Genomic DNA, 19,192 nt, shown 5'->3' with positions numbered 1-19,192 from the left:
GCAGCTTTTTTCCCGATCGGGAGGCTGCAGGCGCAAAACAGAAGGATCATTAATAGAAATAAAAACGATCTCATTTCTTCTTTCCCTCTAATGTTTTCAGATTGGAATAAACAGGATTTCCATTCTGATCTTTGATGAAAAATAAATTCATTTCATTAATTCCGTTTAGTTTGACCACACCAAAAACCGGATACGCCCTGCTATAAGCAAAACCTGTTTTGTAGGCTTCCATTTCATTTAAAACAGATTGCTTATAATCCGGGTATCCCGCATTCTGAAGCGTCTGAACACCATTTTCTGAGGCCCATTTCATTCCACCTGCGGCGAAACTTTGCCCGATATGCCGGATTTCGTGTAATTGGGTGTCAACTCCATTTCCCCCAATCTGAACAACGCCTTCCTCTAAGGTTACCGTAGCTGATCCACTTGCCGACACTTCATTTGTAAGCGTAAATACTTCTTCAGCCTGATCAATATCTTGAATATCCTGAAGTGATTGATTTAGTAGTTTTACCATTTGTTCGTTTTCCTTCAATTGCGCCTGGTCACTTTCCTTTTCTTTTTCTGAGGCGTTTGAATTGTCTCTGGAAAGAATCTCAGCTGTATTCTTTAGGATTTTCGATTTTCTGTCGTTCACTGCCTGTATGAGTGTGTTCCGCTGGGTAGTATCCTGCCAGACCATCCCCGTGGGGTCTACAATGGAAATCGGATTATTGGCAAAGGCCGTAAATGCAGAATGGCTTAACTGCTTGGGTATTTCATACATCGGATCCACCTGCAGAAACCGGGCGGTTTGAGGGTCATACGTCCGGGCTTCGAAGTAGTCGTAGCCTGTTTCCTGATCACGTTTCCGTCTAAAGCCGGATTTCGGATTACCTCAACTTTCTGCTGGTATTTAAACTTTCGCAAATTCTCGGTTGAGGTTGTCTCCGTCTGGTGCCGGATTTCGCAAGCTTAACACTCGCGGGAAACGGAACCGTAGGGGTAGTAGTCTGTTTTTCCGGTTACGAGCGGGGTGCCTCCGTTGTTTTTCACCGATACACGGTTGTTTCCCAAATGATCGGTGATGTAAAAATACTCGGCCATGAAAGTCGTTCCATTCATCTCCCACTGTCCTTCCGTGGTACCACCCGCACCGGGCAGCATGAGGTACTTCAGCGAGGAAACCGCCCCTGCGTACTCACCGAGAATGCTTCCATGCGATGTACGAAAGTAAAAGGTAGTGGATGCCGGGGTCTTTTTCCATGGCCGTGCACCCGACCAGAAGTAGCTTGACTTAGTCAGACAAGAGGGGGTTTTTGTACTGAAAAGCATTCCATGAATTTTGCAGAACCAACTTCCACCTCACCAGGGCACCCTCCTTTTTAATTTCAGGTAACAGCCTCTGAATGACAGAAAGCCCATGTTATCCCCGATCCATAGCGTGAACCCTTCTAAATCCGATTCAATCCACTGTACTGATTTCATGAGCTTCAGTTCCGGAACCAGTAATGGATTCAATCGGTTGACATAAACATAATGATCAACATCAGGAATCTTTTCTTCATCCAATCGTCTGATCCGGAAATGCAGGTCAAGCAGTTGCAGGGTGCTATCTGTGAAAGTTACTATCACATTCCCTGTCTCCAAATTCTGGAACAGTGCTGAATCGAGAGCATGGACAGGACTTTCAAAGACCCTTGTGACCAGGAAATTTCCAGTGAAAAGATTCCTCTCACAGGGGAAGATGTCATCTGTTCCGTGAAATCCGTTAAAGCGTCCCCATTTCTTCTTGTTACCTGAAATGGTCAGAACCGAATCTAATTCGAGTCCGGTTTCAGTGATTTCATAATACAGCGTCGGATTGTAATAGCAGGAATCTCCGGTTCCATACCCCTCTGCCACAGTCATGATTCCAGAGAATTCCATCTTCCCATCACCATCACAATCTGCAGGCAAACCGGATTGCATGGGAATCAGCATCTCCTGTTCCAATTTTCCGACAGAGATTGTCAGAACGAGTAAATTATTCATGTCCGGGGCATCGAAAACAGGAATGATCGCAAGATCCCTCGAGTTGGTTACCGGTATAACCCCAGGCCACGCCGGGCCATCAAAAAAATATTCCCTGTTCGTGGAATCGGCATAAACAACCTGATCATCGTAACGAACCTTGATGAATGAAAACGTTTTCAGGGAATCAATCAGATCGCCGTCCTGTATGAAAGACAGCTGTATGCGATCGTTTAACCAGATGATCTTTTCTCTTCGATTTTCACCGTTCAGAAAAATACCGGTCAGAACAAAAAGCAGGATGGAGGGAAGGTTCATTTTTCGACTATTTCAGAAACCATTCGGTTTGTTGTTAAATATTTACCTGTCGGGTCACAATTACCTTCCAGTTGGTTTCCACTTAACGGCCAGACAAATAGGTGCTACCTGCATTCTTTAAGCCCATCTTCAATTCCACACCCCTATCGTGTTTCATGGTGAGGAAGCAACAACCGCTGTGGCCTCCAACTCCGATTGAAAGTCGATAGTAATCACCCGGCCTGATAAGGTAATGATCAACAGGTTCTTCTCCCATCGGACGGAATCAAATTCATACACCTCCAGGAAATTTTCATCGATGATTTCATTGAGATCAAAATATCGGTCAAAGGCGACGACAACTTCCTCTTCCAGGTCTCTGACAAACACATCCACACTGAAAAATAGCCGGCCCTCCCTCCTCCCAATGACACATCTTAGTGTAGTAAATCCCGTATCGGATACAAATAACGGTCCGGATTCGTAACTCCTGGCAAAAGTAATATAACGGGAATGAATCTTTCCACAGTTAACTGGTTCACTCCGGATCTGAATAATAGTTTGAGGGCCATTGTAAAAACCCAATAACCACCAGACGATGAGCGATAAAAACAAGGAAATCACAATTGGCTCTTTAAAAATCAGTTCGTGTTCCAGTGATTTGTTTAATGGATTTGCTTTGATTGCCAGATGAGATTAGTTTCCAAATTTACCTTATCCGATCCTATCCCAATCTGTATTGCAGAATAATCTTAAAACCAACATCTGGTTGATCAAATCCCAGCCAATCGCATTACAAAACCGTTACATTGAATAAAGCAAGCCTCCTGAATTAATTAATAATCCACTTGCAATTTTAATATAAGTTTTAAGTCTTTACTCTGGAAGGGGCTCAATAATTACCGGGTATACCATAATGACTGAATCATTTGATGTGTCCTTAATGGTTAGCGAACCATGAAAAACATTTTCTGATATATGTCCCACTATTTTGATTTTATCGGACTGATAGTCCACCAAGGAATTGGAATACCTGGTGTTTCCACTTGTTCTCCTACTCTGCAGAAAGTCTATCTTCGAACTGTCAGCACTAAGATCAATCAACTTGCGCGTCTTTTTAACATTCCTTATCGGGACTACCAGTGTGTCGCCAAAATTCACATCCTCCAACAGGTCAGAATAAATAGAATCCGTATACTTATCATTATAGATATTCTTGAAGTCAAAGTAACTTGTGTAGTATTGGTAATTGGCGATTCTTACACTATCCCTTACCATCACAAAATAAAACAATTCTACAGATCCTTCCCCTGTGTATAATGAAAATCCATAAAATTTTGCATCCAACTTTTCATCTACTATCCTATTCCTATTCTCACATGAACTGAATACTAGAAATAAGGTAAGGAAGAACAGAGGCTTGTGCATTATTTTCATTCTCTCCATTTTTGCTCTCTTAAAAAAACACGAGGATCAATAGGATCAGAAGCGAAGAAAAACGTTGAATTTTTCTTGGAAAACGGATTTTATATCAGTGATCTGTTAAGCTGAACTCTTGCTATTACCATATGAAATCTGGGCTTGATCTTATCTCTCGTACCTATCTCAACCCAAATGCATTAATTAATAATTAAGACAACTTAAATAATTTTGTAAAAACAGTCGTCTACTACTGTAATATTTTTGGCCGTAACGCAGCTATACAAGGTTGTTTTCCGAGTGTTATAGTACGTCTATTATATAGCCTAAATTATTCTTACTGGATATTACTAGGCTATCAGATATGGCATCATACACTTGATTACCATAGAAGCCTCTTTCTGCCGAAGAATAAAGAAAATGATCACCACTTCTAAATATTCCAGTAATAAATCTTGGCTTCAAAGCAACATTCTCTAATTTCAAATTTGTTAAATCATAACTGCACCACTGACTTTTATTTTCAGCTCTATGGATATAATCTAATATATTATTAAATACAGAAACAGAAAAGTGTTCATTAACAGAAAATCCAAAATTTGTCTTGTTCGTAATTTTTATTGAATCAATTACATGTTCTGTCTTTTCCTCAAGGTTTATCGCTGACAAATATTCAATGTACTCTGTTTTATTTATTGCATTATTCCAATTAAAAATCAAATATCCTGAACCTATATATGTATTTACTATCTTTCTGTTCACATTCATAGCAGAAATCCAACCCCCACTCTCATCATTATTAACAACACAAATTCCATTGTTATTTCTGAAAACACGATATATCGTATCATTTGAAATATTTGCATAAATAATTTGAGGAGAAAATTGTGTATTATCAAAATTGTTCTCCAAAAATAACGTATCATTTGACTGAAAATAAATCACTGTCTGGTTGTCTATTAAAACCATCATATCCTTTAGTTTCGACAAATACTGACCCTCTTTAACATCCACCGTTTCAATGGTGTTTTTGTTTATAATATGATATTTCACTCCAGTCCAATCTTTTATTATTATAAGTAACGCATTGTCTTTTGTTAGGACAGTTCCATCAAAAAACAGAAATAAAAAAACCAGTATGAAGTGTCTAAGCATATTAATTCCTCCTGATTGATATCAACATTTCCAAAGTACTAAGCGAATTTTGATCTCTGTTTTTTGTTACTGAATTGTAAAAGGAGGCCCATTGCCGACCTGCAATTAAAATACATCCTTTTGAAATGGCAGATTTTCCTTCATTCAATTCACCACCATAGTTTTCAAATGGTGTGTTCGAATTTGATTTATGTATATAAACACCAAATAAAAAGCCATTTTGCTTTGGCTTATATGGATTGTAGCCCCAATAATCTTTTATACCTGCTCCTCCATTTAAAACAAATGAAGGACCATATGTGCTATGATTCTGAGGTTTACCTATATAATCACCATCTTCTATAACACCGTATTTTTCCATATTCGAAGACATAGTATAGCCATCAAAATTTGACTTCTCGCCATCTTCCTGTAGAACAGTTATTTCCGCTGGCCTTGCTCCATCTCCTGTTATTGATCCATTGGGAGTAAGTTTTTCTGATGTAAAACCATTTATTAATACAACAACTGAGTATCCGGAGATAATTGCCTTAATATCATTTCCATCTGCATCTACACCCACTTTATTTTCCATAGCCTTTTTTTCATCCTTGTGGAAGTGCCAATCAGCTTCTTCTTCTCCTTCTTTTTTATAATAAAACCAATCCGTACCTGTTGGATCAATTATCAGATTGGGATTATTATTCATACCAACAAAGGGATTCATTTCAAAATACTTTTCCCACAACGGGTCCACCTGCAAAAACCGACCAAGTTGACTATCATAGGTTCTTGCTTCAAAGTAGTCGTAGCCTGTTTCGATGTCACGTTTCCGTCTAAAGCCGGATTTTGGATTACCTCAACTTTCTGCTGGTATTTAACCTTTCGCAGATTTTCGGTTGAGGTTGTCCACTCGCGGGAAACGGAACCGTAAGGGTAGTAGTCTGTTTTCCCGGTTACGAGCGGAGTGCCTCCGTTGTTTTTCACCGATACACGGTTGTTCCCCAAATGATCAGTGATGTAATAATACTCGGCCATGAAAGTTGTTCCATTCATCTCCTACTGACCTTCTGTTCCGATTGTACTAGACAAGGAGAGGTATTTCAAAGAACTTAAAGAATTATTGTTCTCCCCTAAGATACAGCCATCGGAGGAACGAATGTTTGTTAGACATTTCTCAAGAACAGAACATGCTTTAAGAATTTGAGGTCTGAGAAGAATTCTCAGACCAGATCAATAAATCTAACAAACCACGACGAGACGGGGAGATGGGTCAAAACCAGCCAGTTAAAATCAAGCTAATTTCTCTCGATATAAGGTAGTCCGTAATATTCAGAATGTTTAATTAAATAGCCGTTTTGAAGTAGTTTGTAGATAATCGACCGCCCGAACTCCAGATGATTAAGACTATCAACTAACTTAATTTTTTCGTCATCCATAATATTCTCCTTAAAAAATGCTTTTTCTATCTCTAAAGCACTTTTCTGAAAAATCACTGAACTCATTTTGTTCGGATCATAAGATAAATCTTTGATTTTATTAAAAGTGCGTTGGCTAACTTCTACCGTATCACGAACCCAAATATTTCTGAATTCTTCCCGTGATATTATTGTTCCAGACTCAATAAATAATTCATAAAAATAATCATTGGTGCTAAGCACCAAAATCATATTATTTGAATTAAATTTGATTGTTTTAGTAACATATTTTGACATGAAATTATTCCAATAAAACACACTGTCTTTATCACTTGTAATCACTTGGGAAAAACAACCTTGTGTGCAAAAACAACAAAGTAGAAGTGTGATAATAAATTTTGCATTCATAATATTATTTCGAAAAGGTGGTAACTTCTGTTTACCGGGTCCTGGTCTTCTTGATTTTAAATACTTATCTGGAATCGAGACGCCGCCATATTCTGATCTTGGTTGCATACCATTTTTAACACGTACACCATTTTCAAAACCAACCGCATTTATTTCATCCATTAACAATGGCTTTTTATTATACATTATTCCTAAATTAGGATTATCAAAATTGGTGGTTCCTTTTTGGTTATCGTAAGCATGTGAAAGCTCATGACCCAATTTATCTACTCCGCCTGTTTCAGGATTGTAAAACATAGTTGAACCAGTAGGTATACCATTACGTTCATTTTCTAAATTATTTGAGGTTGTACTAAACGACTCTTCTCCACCATTTACTGAAAAAATATCATAAACCTGTGAACTTTCACCAGTACTGGATAATTCATTAATTACCTGTTTCGTAAAATCATCACCTTTCGCCAATATTGTATTTAACTGACCAACAACACCAGCAACAAATGAGTTTCCACCAGAATATTTCTGACCAGCCTGATACGTATAGGATTTATTAACCTTGATGTTGTTACCATTAGCGTCTTTCCTTACTTTGCCATTTTCATCTACGTCATCTTCTTCATAGTGGATAATTATCTCCTCACCATCCGGATCAATTAAATAAACAGGACTATTGCCCATTGCAGAAAATGGAGACATAGAATTGAACTTCACTGCCATCGGATCCACCTGTAAAAAGCGCCCAATCTGGCTGTCATAGGTCCGAGCCTCAAAGTAGTCGTAGCCTGTTTCCAGGTCACGTTTCCGTCTAAAGCCGGATTTCGGATTACCTCAACTTTCTGCTGGTATTTAAACTTTCGCAAATTCTCGGTTGAGGTTGTCCACTCGCGGGAAACGGAACCGTACGGGTAATAGTCGGTCTTGCCGGTTACGAGCGGGGTGCCTCCTTCGTTTTTCACCGATACACGGTTGTTCCCCAAATGATCGGTGATGTAAAAATACTCGGCCATGAAAGTCGTTCCATTCATCTCCCACTGACCTTCCGTGGTACCACCCGCACCTGGCAGCATGAGGTACTTCAGCGTGGAAACCGCCCCTGCGTACTCACCGAGAATGCTTCCATCCGATGCGCGAAGGTAAAAGGTAGTGGATGCCGGGGTCTTTTTCCAGAGCCGTGCACCCGACCAGGAGTAGCCGTACTTATTCAGACCGGAGAGGGTTCCTGTTCAGAAAAAATACTCCAGTAACTCAGCAGGACAAAAACGGTTATTGATGATTGAATACGTAAAACTGAAGCTGAATCCTTCCACTTCAAATTTCCGGACCCACAGTGAATCACCCGCAGGTTCCGGTTCTTCTGTCGAATACTTCCTGATAAATGAAAACAGGGAATCCAATCGTGAGCGATCGGTGATCCAGGTGGTATCCAGGATAACGGATTCTGTATCTCTCTGATTTCCGAATTCGGCGATAATATATCTCATGTTCAAACAAGCAGGATCCAGAGAATCCGGCAGATGATGAGATTGATTCGTTTCTTTGGTCTGGGATTCAAATGCATGGTCCTGCCTTCCTGACGCATCATTGCATGCAAGAAAAAGGAGGGACACAACAATAGTTCCAATAAACAGAAAGAGAAGGACCCGAATGGGTTTGTAAATCATTAATGATGCTCACTTGTTCCAAATGGAATCACATATTGAAGAGTACATTAGTGTGTCATCTAGCGATACATTCTCTGCGGGAATCTCACTAATAAATTGTGATATTTTATTCTCATTCTCATATTGTGAACAAATGGTTTCTGTTCCCAACAGAAAAAGCTTTCCCTCATCATTAACTTTTAGGAACATTTTATACTTAAAGTTATATTTCATTCCTTTAGAGTGAATCAATACTATTTCATTTTCGCCTTTTCCAACCAAATCCTGGAATGAATTCATGGTAGGATATACAGACGACACCAGGTTGCAGTACAAGGTCTTTATAACCAAACTATCGTCATTGAGGCTTTCTAAAACAACCAGCGTCCTTTTAAATTTCTCACTTTGATTTGTCCTCTCTTCCCATTGCACATCGATGACTAAAATTCTGTCCTTCCTGGTATCATTATTAAAATCGCACGAAATAGAATCAATGATAGTGATGGCTACTTTTTCTTCATCCAAAATGGCAAAAACAGGGCTATCCAAAACGATGACCCTTTTATGCAGAACAGAACCAATTGACCATAAATCAAAGGCAACTCCAATTTCTAGTGGAATAAGCGTTATTAATAAGAAGTGTGCCAGATATTTCATGTCACAATGATTCAAAGGTTCGAATGACGATTCCAGCAACCAAAATGATCATATTCAACCTTACAAACAAATCCTGAACGACCTCACTTGTCCATGTCCGCTGGCACTGGTATGAATGCATGAATCTGCCAATCGGGATCGTATTATTGATGATTCTCCCCCATTGGCGTCCCAACAATTGCTGTTATGACCATCAATGGATCCATTTTAACTACTCTCTGGCACCTTTAAAAACCTGACAGTAATTGAACAGCAAAATAGGACTTCCCATTTTTTGGAAAAAGCGGAAAATCCTGAGCTTCTTTGATGGGGAAAAACGTTCGGAGAAGGTTCAGCAAAAGAAGGATGTCTTGATTGATTTAAACGCCAGAATCTCTTGGGAGTCATTCCGCCCTATCATAGAAAATTACTTCCCCGTTACAGACCCGAAGAAAGGTGGTCGCCCTCCCTTTGACCGTGTGATGATGTTTAAGATTCTGATTCTTTAGACGCTATATAATCTCAGTGATGATCAAATGGAATTTCAGATACTCGATCGGATGAGCTTCGGCCGGTTTCTCGGAATAAACCTTGAAGATGATGTACCGGATGCGAAGACCATTTGGTTATTTCGGGATCAATTAACTCAACAAGGAGTACTTAATAAACTGTTTGATGAGTTTTACCGTCGGTTAGCCGATCACCAGTTGATACTGAACACTGGTCGAATTATCAATGCCAGTATTGTTGAAGCTCCCCGTCCCCGGACAAAGAAACCGGATGGTAACAGTGAGGAACCAGTCAACCCCAACAGTGAACGTCAGCAGGATACCGATGCAGATTGGACCAAAAAGCACGGGAAAAGCTATTTCGGGTATAAGAATCATATCAAAGTTGACCGGAAGAGCAAATTGATCATTGATTTCCAGACCACACCAGCCAGTGTTCATGACAGCCAGGTTATTGAAGAATTGATTGCTGAGGCTGACAAAGGACAAACCGTTTACGCAGAAGGTGGGTACCTTTAAAAACCCTTTGATTGTAGTCTTGGGAAAAACAGAGATATCATGAACACAAAGACGGGTTACAAGGGCCCCCTACTGACAGAGGAAGAGACGACTTGCTATAGCCGGCTAGCAAAAATCCAGTGCGGAGTCGAGCAGGACTTTTGAAACATACGAACAAAGCTGAAATTGGGCAGGCTCCGATACCGGTGGTTGGCCAGAGAAACAACGGCCTTCTCACCGAGGAATCTGGTTTACAATAGGTGGCGTGGTCTGTTTCTAACCAGCCAAACACCTGCGTTGGTCTTGTGATTGAAAAGGACTTCCCGTTGCTGCAAAACCGGACACGGGATTTCCAAAACAAGCCGGGAAACCCAATCTAATTTTCTAATTTTCAAAGAACAAGATAACTTTTCCCACAGATACTCAATAAATCAGAAACCAGTTAGCAATAAAATAGGTAATTTTAGGTTGCCGATACTATAATTAATCACATTTCCATTTAATGCCAAAGTCCTTTTTAAGTAGCAAGGAATCTGACGCATCCCGATCATCACCCATGATTTTATAGAATACAAGACTGTCATTTTCCAGTTGATATACCCAAGATACAGATGTACCAATTTTGTGTAACATATCCTTGTCATTAAACCAATAATTGCAGGAAATGGCAAGTGAATCTGTTCCTGTCATTGCTATTAAATCCGCACCATGCTTCTTCACGTTTTCATTAAACAACCCAAACAATATTCTATAAATTTCTTTTGTATATAAGCTTACAGTTTCTTTCACCATAATAAAATGGTACTTATTTTTGCCTATTGATATTTCCAACAAATCATTATGATAAATCATCGATGCTAAAACCAAATTATTAAATGTTAAGACCTTGGATTCATTCGGAAGTAAACTATCACTCCTTATCCTGTAAGTACTCGGATCTCTTAAACCATTATGTGGCCAAACAATATAATCATTTTGCGATTCACTGCTATCTACAACAATTATATATGTTGCTTCTCCAATACCATTGACACAATTACAAAGAAGTGTTGAATCTATACATTGCATAAGTTTGGTGTTTAAATAATACCGATACCTCACCTCATTGTTTTTTAAATCAAAAGTCTCAAAAAACAGGGGATATAACACTATCAATAGAATAAGAACTTTCAATTGTTCCTCCTAACTTCCGTTACTAAATAGTTCGAGTAGTTCGGTCTTGCATGAACGGAGTTATCATAGATTTCACCATTACTTGTATTTAATGTAAAATTGTTTTTTGCACTTTTTCCAGACGAACTACTTGCATTGTCTAAATAGTTAAATTGAACTATTCCATTCGAAACATTACTTGATCTGATGACCACAAAATGTCCAGTTAGAGCATTTGTATTACCCGGATTCGGAACGGTCCCATCATTTTTTGTTTCTTTTACACCTACCATTACCGGATTTCCCTTATTTAGTTGAGTTTGTATTAAAATAGAAGCACCAATTGGATCAGCTGTAAGATCACTGTTATTTCCCGCCTTCGTGTTTATAGTCAACGAATTATCAACTACAGCATTTATGGCTGTTGCAGGTCCACCTTGTGTGACTCCCTCGTTAGCCAACTGTTGAATGGCCGCTTCATTGCAATCATTGTTGTTGTTCTTGTATGTTTCAAGTGCTGCACCATTTGTAACATCCGAAACCGTTTTAAAATATTCAGAATAGGCTACACTCTCAACGGTCAATTCATTTGAAGCGGTCTCAGAGCCATTTGTCTTTGCATTTGCTTCTTCAATCAACTTCAATGCATCCTTCTTTGAGGTTGTAGAATTAATTACACGTATATCTGTATTATCTCCAACCTGCCCAAGTTTTGTACCATCTTGAGAATAATATATTTCCATTCCATCTGGATCAATTAATATAATTGGATTGTTTCCAACAAATCCATTGGTGCTCATGAATCTGTACTTTTCCCACAACGGGTCCACCTGCAAAAACCGACCAAGTTGACTATCATAGGTCCTTGCTTCAAAATAATCATACCCTGTCTCTAGGTCGCGTTCCTTTCCCTGGTAACGGAACTTGGCATTCTCAACGGATGATGCGTTCATTTCCCGGGCTACCGAACCGAAGGGATAGTAGTCGGTTGCACTCACCACTGTTTGTGAAGAGCCTTCTACCCGGAGGGTTAACCGGTTATTGCCCAAATGATCTTTCACAAAAAAGAAGGACTTCCAGTTTCCACTTTCTTTTCTGAACTGCCCGGCCGCTGAATTATCTGCCCCAAGAATGGTTATATAGGAAGTATTGCTGGTCGTGTTCAAAAACTCGCCAGCAATTTCACCTGTCGCCGTACGTATATAAACGGTGGTATCCGTACCAATTATTTTGAAAAGCCGTTGACCGGACCAGGAATAGGCATAACGTACAGAACTTTGATCAACCCGGGTAATGACTTCGGGAAGGTTCAGGAAGTTATACTGAATGGAGGCAATATCACGATTCAGGTCTTTGATGGTGTTTCCGTTGCCATCATAAGCAAATGCAAGACCATCTTCACTGAAACTGATATTGTTGAAGTAGACCTCGGTGTTCGGAGATGTCATGTTCACCAGGAGTAGTCTGGCATGAGTCGCCTCGTCTGGTGCAGCCAAAGCACCCGAGAAATATTTCCATGAAGATGCGTATTGAGCGCTTACCACCCATTTGACTGATATTCGTGACCCATTTGCGCGGAGCCACTCAATACCCGCATAAACCTTCGGATTCACATTTACCTCTCCGTTAAAATACGGCTTTCCCTTGTATTTTCCAGAAAGGAGATACTGTCTTTTGGGAGTTACCGGCTGAAGGGTTGAGCGGATACTCGAGTTAGTGTATTCCGTCGTTGGACGTAGTTTCAGCACAATATCACCGCTTTCAGATATGGTACTGACAGAGGATGCAGGATCTGCCCCACCGTAAAAACCAACTGCATCCCAGGTTTCTGAAACAGGTCTGTCTCCGGTTTTTACCCCAAACTCATCGAAGGTTTCCGTAACTGGTTTGGTTGTAACAAACATGGCTTCACCTGACCCAATAATCGAATTTCGCACCGTCTCGTAGTCATCTGTCTGATCCGTATCAATCCGGTCCAGAACATTCATCAGACGGCCATCCGCATATTGGTAAACCATATCATCTACTTGAAAAGGATGCCCTGTTTCCATATTCTGAGTGTTTTTTGACTGACTGAGTATATTCCCCATGATATCATACCGTAAATCCATATTAAAAAGACCGATTTCCTCACCTGCTGTATTCAAAGTACGCGAGGATAGTAAGCGTCCGATTTTATCATACTCAAACCCGGTGATTGTTACCGGATTGGCAGATTGAAAGGTGCTCTGGTAAGTTTTCATAAACGAGATATTGCCACTGAAGTGTAACGGGAAGGATTCCGATCCGGTGCTGCCTGGCTGAAAGTCTTCAGGAAGCTTATGGTAGTATAACTCTTCACTGAAATGAGACCCTGCTTCAATCTTATGTACCCACCCCCTGATATCCCGGAGGGTTACGGTAAGTTCTGTTCCCTGTGCTATTTCCTTCAGCAATCCACCCATGACATCGTATTCATACCGAAGGGTGGGGACTGATGGCTTTATCCCGTTTGTTGACTGCCACAGATGCTTTACATGCCCCAACGGGTAGTAATCGATCCAACGCGTCATCAGAATGGAGCTGTTCATTTTCAGCTGGTAAAACCGGAATTTTCCCATCAGGTCATGCTGCCCGTATGTTTCCTGTTGCTGATCTGTCCCAATAATGGTATTCACCTCTGTGCAATACCCTTCGGGTGAGTAATTGTAGTAGCGACGAATGGTTTTGTATTTCGAGCCTGAGACCGGCACATACTCCACGACATACCCCAACCGCCCTAGTCCATAGGCTGCTGGCTTGCCATGCAGGGTGGAGTTTAAGTCGTAGTACATTTTCTGAAAAGGTTTGACTCCATTTGGGGTAGCCGGAACACCCACCCAGGCGGACGGACTATCTGTAGCCGGGCTACTTATCCCGCTTAATTTCAGATTGGAAACCGTGGTTACCGGAAATTCTTTGTTATTTGCATTGGCAGATGAGAAGTTTGAACCAGCTGTCATTTCACCGACTTCTACCGGCCGATCCAGAAAATCATATTTGGTATACAGCATTTTACCGGCGGCTGACATGTTTGGATCGATGATAAATCTTACTCTTCCCCACTCATCATACTGATACTCAAAATCCGGATTATTGTTTACATCAGATTCGGGAAAGGACCCGTTTTTCAGTTTGGCGTTATGGTACGGACTTTCCTTCTTAACCACATTTCCCCAAAAATTGGTTACATATTTTGTTTGTTTTCCATCGGGGTGGGTAACAATCGATACATGGCCATATCGGTTATATTGGTAACTCACCTTTTGGATGGTTTTTAAATCTTCATAACGGAAAGCAAATGCCTGGATTCCATTGTTTCCAACCTGAATCAATTGATCAAAATCGGCATACATGTCAACATAGTACCTTCCGGGAATAAGAGGCAACACCAGACTGTCTGATACCCCAGTCAGAGGATGACTCGCCATTATTTCCTTTGTGAAAAAGTCCCGTATCCGAACGCTGAGATTTTTTCCGGGAAATTGCAATGACAGGTCAGCCAGGTTGGCTAAAAACAGTCCATATCCAGGTTTGATGTCGTAGTAAAGGGTACTGCTATTCAATTCAACCCATTCAGATGTATCCGGATATAAATCAGGATCATCTATTTTTCCGTTTATCTGGTTTATCGGATATAGTGGCACTCCATCCAGATGGAGAGAGAGGATCCGTTCACTCCAAATCCTTCCACCTGGTTGGGTTGTTGAAAGTTTTACCACCTGCCGGTCTTCATCCGCAGCAATGGAATACAATGTATTGTTTCTCTGGTATTTTGATTGTATGGCCCAGGCATTTCCCCCCATAAAATCAGCACCGGGTTTTCGGGTACGGACAGAAGATTTATTTTGACTCTCATGCAGGTATGTGTATGGTAGAAAACCCACTGTGAAGCTCGACATATCATCATAATCAGGGGCAAGACCTTCAATCACAGATTCAACCGGAAAGGGTGAAAGTCTGTTTGCCTTCATCACTCCTTTTTCGACTGGTTGTGAAAGGTTTTTCAGCGTTAACTGACTCACTCCCTTAGTAAAATCATATGAAAAGCCGGGTCCACCAGCGTTTTCCAGCGGGACCGTTTCTCCAACAACTCTCCAATCCTCATCATACAGTGGAATGGTAACCATCTGACGCGAGTTTGATCCGGTTGCTTTCTGTACCAGCATCAGTCCATCGTGAAATATTGTATTACAGATGAAGGAATCAGGAGATGAGTAGAAGAATTTGTAATTTTTGATAAAATTAAATTTTTGATCTGTGTTTTGTATTCCGGAAATGGTCGAATTGACCAGATTATATTCATTTTTTGCAATCAGATCTGTTCCTCGCCTGATTTCATTTAACCTTCCGCTTCGATCATAAGAAAAGGAAAAGGATTGGTAATCATTACTTGCCATGCTTAACAGGTTTTTGCTGTTGTACCGTGCACTGATCCGGCTTTTAATGGTTCCATCCAGATTGGAAATAATCTTCCCGGTTGCTTTATACCAGTTACTGAGGCCAGGATTTTCAGAAAACGGATCAGCTTCTGACCCATAGAAGGTTTGTTCGAGTAAAAAATCAGTCTCAACTGCAACAGGCCTTCCAAATGAATTGTAATCCTTGTATTTCAGTGTATTTTTCCAATTTGGTGACGGATTGTTTTCAGAAATCGTGCATGAAAAAAGCAGTCCACTCTCAGATTTGCCTTTATAAATGGCTGTCGGATAAAATCCAAAGGCAAAACTACCTGATGTAGTCACCTGATTTGATGTAATGACGATGTGTTTGGGTATTGTGACCATTGCAGTCCCATCATATCCGGCATATTGGTTTGGAAACAATCCGGAAATCTGGTTCCATGGAAATTCAAACTGATCACTCAAACCGCCCCTTGTTTTATAAATTCCGGCAAGGGATTGAAACGCTACAGACAATTGATTGGAGACATTGTATTGACTGTACAGATGGCGACCCATTACCGTATAACTGAATTTGAATTCTGATGAATCCTTGGCTTCATTCATTCCGACCCATTGCGCCTGTGCAATCGGAATGTCTCTGCCATCATAGAGTGTACAATCATAAGACTTCAGAACCGTTAGTCCCCCCCTTTTTTCATAAGTGATCGTCTTGTGCGGTTTTGGAAACTCGCCATAAACCTTTCCAAATGAGGACCAATCATCAGACAAGGTATTTGGAAACGAGTAAATGGTATTGATCTGGCTTATATCCCGGTAATTGGTTGTCTCAATTTCATTTGCATCGGCCGTTCTTGTGATGGTTTGCACTTTTTCATCGAAATACAAATCCTCCATATTCGTTGAAAACAGAACAAAACTCGCCCGGCTTTGGCCATCCGGACCGACAACCAGATAATGCTGCTGCGGAGCAAACTGGTTGTATGTACGGATCGTTTCAACCGGATTTATCTTGTTTGTTCTTGAAATGACCTTCTTAAACCACACCTGATTATCGGTTCCCATCATTTTTGCAGCCCGCTGCATCTTATATGGCTCAATAGGAAGCGTGGCAAGATCTCCATTTTCATTGATAAAGGAACATGACTGAAAACGTTGGAAATTGAGTTCGTTTGGAATTCCGCCAAACCAACCATCCGTAAACTCATAGGATGTCTTTACACTCTTCTGTTCATTTGCATTCTGAATGGTTATCGACTTAACAACCGACTTCCCAAAATAGGACACTACCGAATGAGCTGCTTTATAGTTACTAATGATGGTGTTCATCTGAACCTGAGAGAGGAGACCCATGTTCACCATCTGTGTCATGGCCTCATAATCCTTTTGTGGGTATTGTATATTTGCTTCTCTGCCAAACTCCCTTGCAAGATGAACCCTTAAAATTCCCTTGTTGAATACTGGATTTGTAAAGAAATAGGTGTCCAGAATCCTTGATCGAATGCTAAACAGCGAATCGATGAATATTTCCTTCGTCTCATAGTCTATTTTTTCCTTTTTACCGGTAGGGTACAATATTGAAGTAAGCTGACCTTTGACCGGATACAGGTTGCCTGCATAGCAGTGATCGGATTTTTTATAATAGCCATTGATATCCCAACTGCAATTTCGCCAATTATAGCGACCTGCTTGTCCATCAATGGTGTGGTAATATCTCGCTGAATTGAAAAAGAGATGTTTTCTGAGGTTAAACCTGAATCCGTCATCTGTAGGATAATACTCAAAATAATCAAAGCCATAATTCAGGTTCTTTACTTCATCCCTCATACTTATCAGGAAAGTTTTTCCGTTGCTATTCTCGACTCTAAGTATCACATGGTTTAGTGTATCTCCTCTTTGATTGTTAAGATTGATAAATTTAGAGATCGCTTGTATGCGTTTACGTGTTGTGATTTCATAGTCGAATTCAAGATCTTCCTCAGTGGTATTGATATCCTGACGGAGTATACTAGTCATGTACTTCGTGATATCCTCATCAGTATCTTCTGTCAGATTCACCTCAATCCTTTCGTTTATGGATTGTATGCCGACCAGATATTTGGAGTTTTTATAATCCTCCAGTCCATCGAAGTTATTGCAGTTGTGTCCTTCCTTTATCGTTGTGAGACTATTCTCGCAATTGATGTATTCGTACAGAATTGTTTCGGGACTCAGACTTATCTGATTGATAGGATCAATCCAATTGATATTCATTGGTGAGACAACAGCTGTTATCCTCCAGGAATTAAAGTACTCGCTCTTCAAACCATTTTTTCCACGGTAAATTTCCTTGGTGGTTTCTGAGAAAATGTATTGAGTCCCGCTGGCATCCCTGATTACAAACGCATAATAATCGAAGCTTTGATTATCTGGAAAGCAGGTGATTCCATTCACAAAAAATGGCGGACATTGTTTTACTCTTCCTTTTATGCCAGCAGATGAAAAATACCCCCTTATTTCATAAGATTTATCACCATGTGATTGGAAAAGATGATAGTTTTCCCCACCTGAAACTGTTCCTCCGGGGCCCGATGTGTTCAGTGAGAATTTGACGGAGGCTCCGTTGGGTAGTGACACGGTATATATATCCTTCAGTCCATCCCAGGATCGTTTTTGGCCCGTCTCCTTGAAATAACTCACAATATTGGAGGCCAGGTCAGGTCCATTTGACCCCATTGCCAGCATTTCCTCATAAATGGTTTTGATTTCTCCTGCCAATTCCTTACTCAGGATTGGCAATGAACCCACTACCTGCCTGTTTACACTACCTGGATTCCAACGCCACCCCAGACCAATCCAGCCAGCGGGATCTGCATACCGTATATCGCTGGAATAGGAAAAACTGACAGGAACGGAAATACCGGATGGTGATGAAATGGATAATAAATCAATTTTTGTGTTATAGTTTCCATGAACATCCACATCGCCCGCTGTGAATTCCGGAAGACTCCACGCCTCCGGCTGAAACTCATACTTCTCAAAACTGCCCGGTGCTCCTACCTGAGCCTGAAGCGTGGTGGTAGTTACCAGAATGAAGAACCAGATAATGGAAAACCACTGACGAAACATGGCGCCCCCTGAAAAGTTGGATGGTTGGCTTGTAATCCGGATCAGGAGGTGGGGTCAGCGACCATGCAGTCGGTCAAACTCACGTGGCGATGAAATCACCCGGGCCCCGGTTATCGGGACCCGGATGCTGCGTGTTGCCCTCGCTCAGGGGCGGTACCTCGGGAATTTGCCTGCCTCAGACTCGGGATCTGAATTAAGCGTCAGCTACCTTGGACTCGGGATCAAAAGTCGCTGCTGGAACAATGATAAAGACTATTTCATAATAAGTCAATCGGGTCTTAAAATATTTATTATCCTCATCCCTGTTACCCACCGTAGGTTACTGACATCGGGGAAAAGTGTCGTCACCTTAATTGTCTGCCGAATCGGACCCATTCACCTTACTATATCAGGGCAATACCATTCATTCATGGGTTTTTATGGTCCGGAAGGTTCACGGCTTACCTGCCTTTACTCATGGACTTTTTCGTTCTTTCTGCAGGAATCGTCTTCCCCTGTGCGATTCTGCCTCTGGATGTTACTTAAATTCCTGTTTATAATGGCCACGGTTGTCACAAGGT

At 40.8% G+C, this 19,192-nt stretch carries 13 protein-coding genes and 1 pseudogene; 1 reads left to right on the top strand and 13 read right to left on the bottom strand.

Going from position 1 to position 19,192, the window contains the following annotated elements:
• Positions 1-70: 70 nt before the first annotated feature.
• From HUU10_14195 to HUU10_14145, 11 genes and pseudogenes are all read right to left on the bottom strand, one after another.
• Positions 71-850: pseudogene (locus HUU10_14195) on the bottom strand (hypothetical protein).
• A gap of 104 nt (positions 851-954) precedes the next feature.
• Positions 955-1,314, bottom strand: a complete 360-nt coding sequence (locus tag HUU10_14190; GenBank protein NUQ82757.1) for a hypothetical protein — start codon at positions 1,312-1,314, stop codon at positions 955-957.
• A 30-nt stretch (positions 1,315-1,344) separates the two neighbouring features.
• Positions 1,345-2,310, bottom strand: coding sequence for a hypothetical protein (locus HUU10_14185; protein ID NUQ82756.1), 966 nt, complete (start codon positions 2,308-2,310; stop codon positions 1,345-1,347).
• Between the two features lie 153 nt (positions 2,311-2,463).
• Positions 2,464-2,679 carry a hypothetical protein gene (locus HUU10_14180; protein ID NUQ82755.1) on the bottom strand — a complete coding sequence of 72 codons (216 nt, stop codon included), beginning with the start codon at positions 2,677-2,679 and terminating at the stop codon, positions 2,464-2,466.
• A gap of 486 nt (positions 2,680-3,165) precedes the next feature.
• The gene (locus tag HUU10_14175; protein ID NUQ82754.1) at positions 3,166-3,717 is read right to left on the bottom strand and encodes a hypothetical protein; all 552 of its coding nucleotides are present in this window, start codon (positions 3,715-3,717) and stop codon (positions 3,166-3,168) included.
• 294 nt (positions 3,718-4,011) lie between these two features.
• Positions 4,012-4,863 (bottom strand): hypothetical protein, encoded by an 852-nt coding sequence (locus HUU10_14170; GenBank protein ID NUQ82753.1) that lies wholly within the window; start codon positions 4,861-4,863, stop codon positions 4,012-4,014.
• A 1-nt stretch (position 4,864) separates the two neighbouring features.
• Entirely contained in the window at positions 4,865-5,665 is an 801-nt protein-coding gene (locus HUU10_14165) for a hypothetical protein (protein NUQ82752.1), read from the bottom strand.
• A gap of 475 nt (positions 5,666-6,140) precedes the next feature.
• The gene (locus HUU10_14160; protein NUQ82751.1) at positions 6,141-7,460 is read right to left on the bottom strand and encodes a hypothetical protein; all 1,320 of its coding nucleotides are present in this window, start codon (positions 7,458-7,460) and stop codon (positions 6,141-6,143) included.
• The gene (locus HUU10_14155; protein ID NUQ82750.1) at positions 7,376-7,735 is read right to left on the bottom strand and encodes a hypothetical protein; all 360 of its coding nucleotides are present in this window, start codon (positions 7,733-7,735) and stop codon (positions 7,376-7,378) included. The genes HUU10_14160 and HUU10_14155 overlap by 85 nt, the downstream gene beginning before the upstream one ends.
• 156 nt (positions 7,736-7,891) lie before the next feature.
• The gene (locus tag HUU10_14150) at positions 7,892-8,149 is read right to left on the bottom strand and encodes a hypothetical protein (GenBank protein NUQ82749.1); all 258 of its coding nucleotides are present in this window, start codon (positions 8,147-8,149) and stop codon (positions 7,892-7,894) included.
• A 189-nt stretch (positions 8,150-8,338) separates the two neighbouring features.
• Entirely contained in the window at positions 8,339-8,965 is a 627-nt protein-coding gene (locus HUU10_14145; protein NUQ82748.1) for a hypothetical protein, read from the bottom strand.
• Positions 8,966-9,480: 515 nt separating this feature from the next.
• On the opposite strand from HUU10_14145, the gene HUU10_14140 reads away from it, so the two are divergent.
• Positions 9,481-9,972, top strand: a complete 492-nt coding sequence (locus tag HUU10_14140; GenBank protein NUQ82747.1) for an IS5 family transposase — start codon at positions 9,481-9,483, stop codon at positions 9,970-9,972.
• A gap of 462 nt (positions 9,973-10,434) precedes the next feature.
• On the opposite strand, the gene HUU10_14135 is transcribed toward HUU10_14140, so the two are convergent.
• Both HUU10_14135 and HUU10_14130 read right to left on the bottom strand, forming a co-directional pair.
• Positions 10,435-11,124 (bottom strand): hypothetical protein, encoded by a 690-nt coding sequence (locus tag HUU10_14135; protein ID NUQ82746.1) that lies wholly within the window; start codon positions 11,122-11,124, stop codon positions 10,435-10,437.
• Positions 11,121-18,632, bottom strand: coding sequence for an RHS repeat-associated core domain-containing protein (locus HUU10_14130; GenBank protein NUQ82745.1), 7,512 nt, complete (start codon positions 18,630-18,632; stop codon positions 11,121-11,123). Before HUU10_14130 ends, HUU10_14135 begins: the two co-directional genes overlap by 4 nt.
• Between the last annotated feature and the right edge of the window lie 560 nt (positions 18,633-19,192).

Source organism: Bacteroidota bacterium (assembly GCA_013360915.1).
Taxonomy (GTDB): domain Bacteria; phylum Bacteroidota; class JABWAT01; order JABWAT01; family JABWAT01; genus JABWAT01.
This window is presented reverse-complemented; position numbering and strand designations above follow the sequence as displayed.

Bases quoted from the DNA above. Each gene is read 5' to 3' on its own strand.
- HUU10_14145 (NUQ82748.1), bottom strand. From the start codon at position 8,965: ATGAAATATCTGGCACACTTCTTATTAATAACGCTTATTCCACTAGAA.
- HUU10_14175 (NUQ82754.1), bottom strand. From the start codon at position 3,717: ATGCACAAGCCTCTGTTCTTCCTTACCTTATTTCTAGTATTCAGTTCA.
- HUU10_14170 (NUQ82753.1), bottom strand. From the start codon at position 4,863: ATGCTTAGACACTTCATACTGGTTTTTTTATTTCTGTTTTTTGATGGA.
- HUU10_14140 (NUQ82747.1), top strand. From the start codon at position 9,481: ATGGAATTTCAGATACTCGATCGGATGAGCTTCGGCCGGTTTCTCGGA.
- HUU10_14150 (NUQ82749.1), bottom strand. From the start codon at position 8,149: ATGAGATATATTATCGCCGAATTCGGAAATCAGAGAGATACAGAATCC.
- HUU10_14130 (NUQ82745.1), bottom strand. From the start codon at position 18,632: ATGTTTCGTCAGTGGTTTTCCATTATCTGGTTCTTCATTCTGGTAACT.
- HUU10_14155 (NUQ82750.1), bottom strand. From the start codon at position 7,735: ATGCTGCCAGGTGCGGGTGGTACCACGGAAGGTCAGTGGGAGATGAAT.
- HUU10_14190 (NUQ82757.1), bottom strand. From the start codon at position 1,314: ATGCTTTTCAGTACAAAAACCCCCTCTTGTCTGACTAAGTCAAGCTAC.
- HUU10_14185 (NUQ82756.1), bottom strand. From the start codon at position 2,310: ATGAACCTTCCCTCCATCCTGCTTTTTGTTCTGACCGGTATTTTTCTG.